1 protein-coding gene and 2 pseudogenes are annotated in these 4,005 nt (G+C 75.8%); 2 read left to right on the top strand and 1 reads right to left on the bottom strand.

Annotated features, from left to right (window positions below; genetic code table 11):
• Nucleotides 1–188: 188 nt before the first annotated feature.
• A pseudogene (locus E4099_RS34660) lies at nucleotides 189–1,175 on the top strand (hypothetical protein); the annotation flags it as partial.
• 354 nt (nucleotides 1,176–1,529) lie between these two features.
• Here the strand turns inward: E4099_RS34660 and E4099_RS30065 are convergent.
• A complete protein-coding gene (locus tag E4099_RS30065) occupies nucleotides 1,530–2,162 on the bottom strand; it encodes a hypothetical protein (protein WP_135342269.1) in 633 nt (210 codons plus the stop codon).
• Between the two features lie 495 nt (nucleotides 2,163–2,657).
• On the opposite strand from E4099_RS30065, the pseudogene E4099_RS34655 reads away from it, so the two are divergent.
• A pseudogene (locus E4099_RS34655) lies at nucleotides 2,658–4,005 on the top strand (FtsK/SpoIIIE domain-containing protein); the annotation flags it as partial.

Genomic DNA, 4,005 nt, shown 5'->3' with positions numbered 1-4,005 from the left:
TGCTGCACATGTTATTGTTTTAATTGTTTTTTTTTTAGTTTTTTTTTTTTACTGATACGTCTACCACCGAGATCTAGACTTATGCGGTCGTCGGCAGCTCAGAGGTGTATAAGAGACAGGACCTTGCACAGGGCACCGTGTCCGGGGGTATCAGGGGCCGGGAGGCGGTCGGCTTCGACCCCGCGGCACAGGGGGCGCCACGCAAGCGGGGCATAGGGGCCTGGGCGCGCCGACTCGCCGGAGGCCGCGCGGTCGATGACGGCGGCGCGGAGGCCGAAGACCGCATGATCGCGGCTCGGGCGCACGCCGCGGCTGAGGGCGCTGCCCTCCATCTCCGATGGCCTGATCCGGCCGACATCCTGATGACCGCGCTCGGTCCCGGCCCCCGGCTGTGGGAGCGCGGGCCGGACCACCCGGACACGCTCTCCGTGCGACTGGGTGCGTCCGATCGGCCCTCGTCGGAGGGCGCACTGATCCCCGCCGCGCCGGTGACCGTGGATCTGCGGCAGGCGGGATCGCTGGGGTTGGCCGGTCCGCGCGGCCGGCTGTCCGGGCTGGTCCGGTCCGTCGTGGCCCAGCTGGCCGCGCTGCACTCGCCCGCCATGTTGGAGATCGTGCTGATCAGCACGGACCGCAGGCGTTCGGTGGAGGAGCGGCTGGCGGAGTGGTCCTGGCTCGGGTGGCTGCCGCAACTGCACCCGGCGCACGGCCAGGACTGCCGGCTCCTGCTCGCCTACGACCGGGAGCAGGCGGTGGCACGCACCACCGAGTTGGTCCGCCGTCTGGACGGCGGGCCGCTGGGTCCGGCCTGGGCGAGTGCGACGCCCGAGGTGGTGGCCACCACGGTGGCGGAGCACAGCGGCCCCTACACGGTGCTGGTCGTGGACGGCGACCCGGAATCCTCCGAGCTGCGGGAGGTGCTCGCCCGGCTGGCCTCCGGGGGTTCGGCGGGCGGCGTCCACCTCATCTGCCTGGCCGAGACGGAGGCCGTCCCCGACGCCGTTGGCACCGGCCGCGCGCCCGCCGCGTCCGCCACGGCCACCGGTTACGCACGGGCGTGCGCGGTCTCTCCGGTACTGGCGGAGTGCGGCGTGGTGGCCCTGCTCAGCGGCGATGTGGCCACTGGTCTCCAACTGATCCGCCCCGAGCGCGCCGCAGGGGACCGGAACGCGGGCCCTGAACCCGCAAACCGGTTCCCTGACGGGTTCCCTGACGGTCCCCTGGAGGCCGGGCGCGCGGACGGTTCCTCTGACCGTTCCGCGGGCTGCGGACGCACGGACGGGGCCTTTGTCGGCTCACCGGGCTACGGACGCACGGACGGGACCTCTGCCGGCTCACCGCGCTACGGACGCACGGACGGGACCTCTGCCGGCTCCCCCGGGGCCGGGCGCACGGACGGGTCCCCTGCCGGTTCACCGGGCGCCGGGCGCACGGACAGGTTCTCCGACAGCTCACCCAGCGCCGGCCCCACCGACAGGTTCTCCGACAGCTCACCCAGCGCCGGCCCCACCGACAGGTTCTCCGACAGATCATCGGTGGCCGGGCGTGGGCGGACGGACGAGTCCGCTGGGGCGCCGTACGGGGCGGTTGCCGGGCGCCGCGATGGGGGTGCTGGTGTCGGCGACGGTCCCTACGGTCGGCCCATGGCCGCTGCCGGGGGCGATCGGCATGGTCAGCCGGTGACTGGCGCACAGGGCGTTCGGGCCACCGCCGGATCCGGTCCCGGGGCTTCGTACGGCCCGGCGGGCGATGACTCCCGGTCGGCGTCGGGCGCGGCGGTTGTTGCGGACCCTGCCCTGGTGGATGGTGGGCCGGGGGCGGGTCTCCGGCACGCGAACGGTCCGGTCGGCGGTGCCATCGGCATGCCTCAGGGATCCGGTGCCGGTTCCGGTGTCCCGCCCCATGGTGCGGGCGGCGAACACGAAGTTCCGGCCGCTGGGCTTGGGAGGGTCCGGGCCGGTTCCGGGGCCGGCGCCGAAGCCGAGGTGCCCTCGATGAGGGGTGGCCGGGCGGGCGTGGAGCGACCGTTCGGCGGGGGCGGGCCCGGTGGTCATGCCCCAGATGCTCAGCAGGCGGCTGACGCGGGTGCGGGCCATGGGCTGGGCGGTGAGCTGTCGGCCGCGCCGGGCCTCGCCGGCGCGTCCTCGGGGGCCGGCGGTCACGCCTCCACGGGCGGCGGCAGCGGGCGGGCGGTCGTCGGCGGCACGGTGGCATCGGGTGGCCGGTCCGCGGTCGAGGTGACCGGCGGCGTTCCACCCCGTCCGGAGCGCGCCCCGGGCGCGGAGCCGCCGTTCACCGGGGGTGCGCTGGGAACCGACACTCGCCCCGGCGGAGCCGCTGCGCCCTCCTCGGACGGCCATGTGCACGCGCGGGCGAGTCTTCCGGACGGTGCCCCGGCGGTGGGCGGGCGGCCCGGCGTGCCCCCTCCGGGTGGTCCGCACCCGTCCGATGGCGCGTACCCCGGCTCGGCCCGGCCGGCCCGCGGCGCCCGGCAGGAGTCGCCTGCCGACGGCGCCGCACAGGCGTATGACAGCAATGGCCCGCGGTCGTCGAGCGCCGTCACTCGGCGGGTGACGGCCGCCGCGGAAGGGCGTCCGGGCCGGGTGACGGCCGAGGCGTACCCACGTCAGGTGACGGTGAGGCCGTACGCCTCCGGCACCGTGGACGCGGTGTCCGCCGCCTGGGCGGAGCGGTTCGCGCGGGCGCTCGCGCCGCTGCGGCCGTACGGTTCGCCGTACGGCGACGCCGCGGCGGCGGCGCTGCCGGTATCGGCCCGACTGCTGGAGGAGTTGGGGCTGGCCCGGGCCACTCCTGCCTCGCTGCTGGCACGTTGGGCGGCGGCGGCCGACGAGGGGCTGCCGGGGGGCCAGGTCGTGGCCCTGCTCGGTGCGGGCGCGGACGGACCGGTCTCCGTCGACCTGGCGGCCGATGGGCCGCATCTGCTGGTCGACGGAGAGCCGGGCACCGGCAAGACGGAGTTGCTGCGCTCGCTCGCGGCCTCTCTCGCGGCAGCCGAGCGGCCGGACCGGCTCGGTCTGGTACTGGTGGACGGCGGCGGCACCGAGCGCGGTGCCGGGCTCGAAGTCTGTACGGAGTTGCCGCACGTCTCCACCTATCTGGCGGCCTCGGACCCGGTACGCATGCGGGAGTTCGCGCAGGCGCTCAGCTCGGAGCTGAAGCGCCGGGCCGAACTGCTGGGGCAGCTGGACTTCGTCAGTTGGCACGAACAGCGCGGCGAGGGCCCTCGGGTGGTCACCCCGCGCCGTCCCGCGGACGCGCTCCTGGAGGCGGCCGGGCATGGCGGCGAGGCCCACGGGACCAACGGACCCGGCCGGGCGGCCCTCGGCGCCGAGCAGGACACCGGGGCCGGGGTGTCCGCGGGAGGCGATCCCTCGCACGGCGAGTCCGTGGATCCCGCTCCCAGCGGCACCCTGCGACTGCGCGCCCAGCGGCGGGCCGAGGGGCTGACCGCGCAGACCGCGCTGTCCCGGCTGGTCGTCCTGGTCGACGACTTCGACGCGCTGGTGGCGCCGGCACTCGGCAGCACCGGCCGACCCGCCGCCGGTTCGGTGGTGCGCGCGTTGGAGTCGGTGGCGCGCGACGGGGCCCGGCTCGGCGTGCACCTGATCGCGGCGTCCGGCCGCCCGGACCGTACGGCGGACACCGCGGCGGTCGGGCACGCCGGACTGTGGGTCACCCTGGAAACCCAGCCGGCGGGCGCTTCGGGCCGGAACGCGGGCGTGGCGCCGGGCGAGCCGGTGCCGGGGCGGGGGCGGTTGCACCGGCCGGACGACCACGCGGCCACGCCCTTCCAGGTCGGCCGGGTCACCGGTCGCATACCGCGCACCGCCACCCAGCGGCCCACCGTGGTGCCGCTGGACTGGGAGCGAATGGGGGATCCACCCACCCGCCGTCCGCTGCGCGAGTTGGGCAACGGCCCGACCGACCTGGCCCTGCTGGCCAGCGCGCTCCAGCGCGCCGCCCAGTCCGCGCAGGCCCCCACCC

It is taken from the genome of Streptomyces palmae, assembly GCF_004684805.1.
GTDB lineage: Bacteria > Actinomycetota > Actinomycetes > Streptomycetales > Streptomycetaceae > Streptomyces > Streptomyces palmae.
Note: the sequence above shows the minus strand (reverse complement) of the source record. Positions and strands in the feature narration are given on the sequence as shown.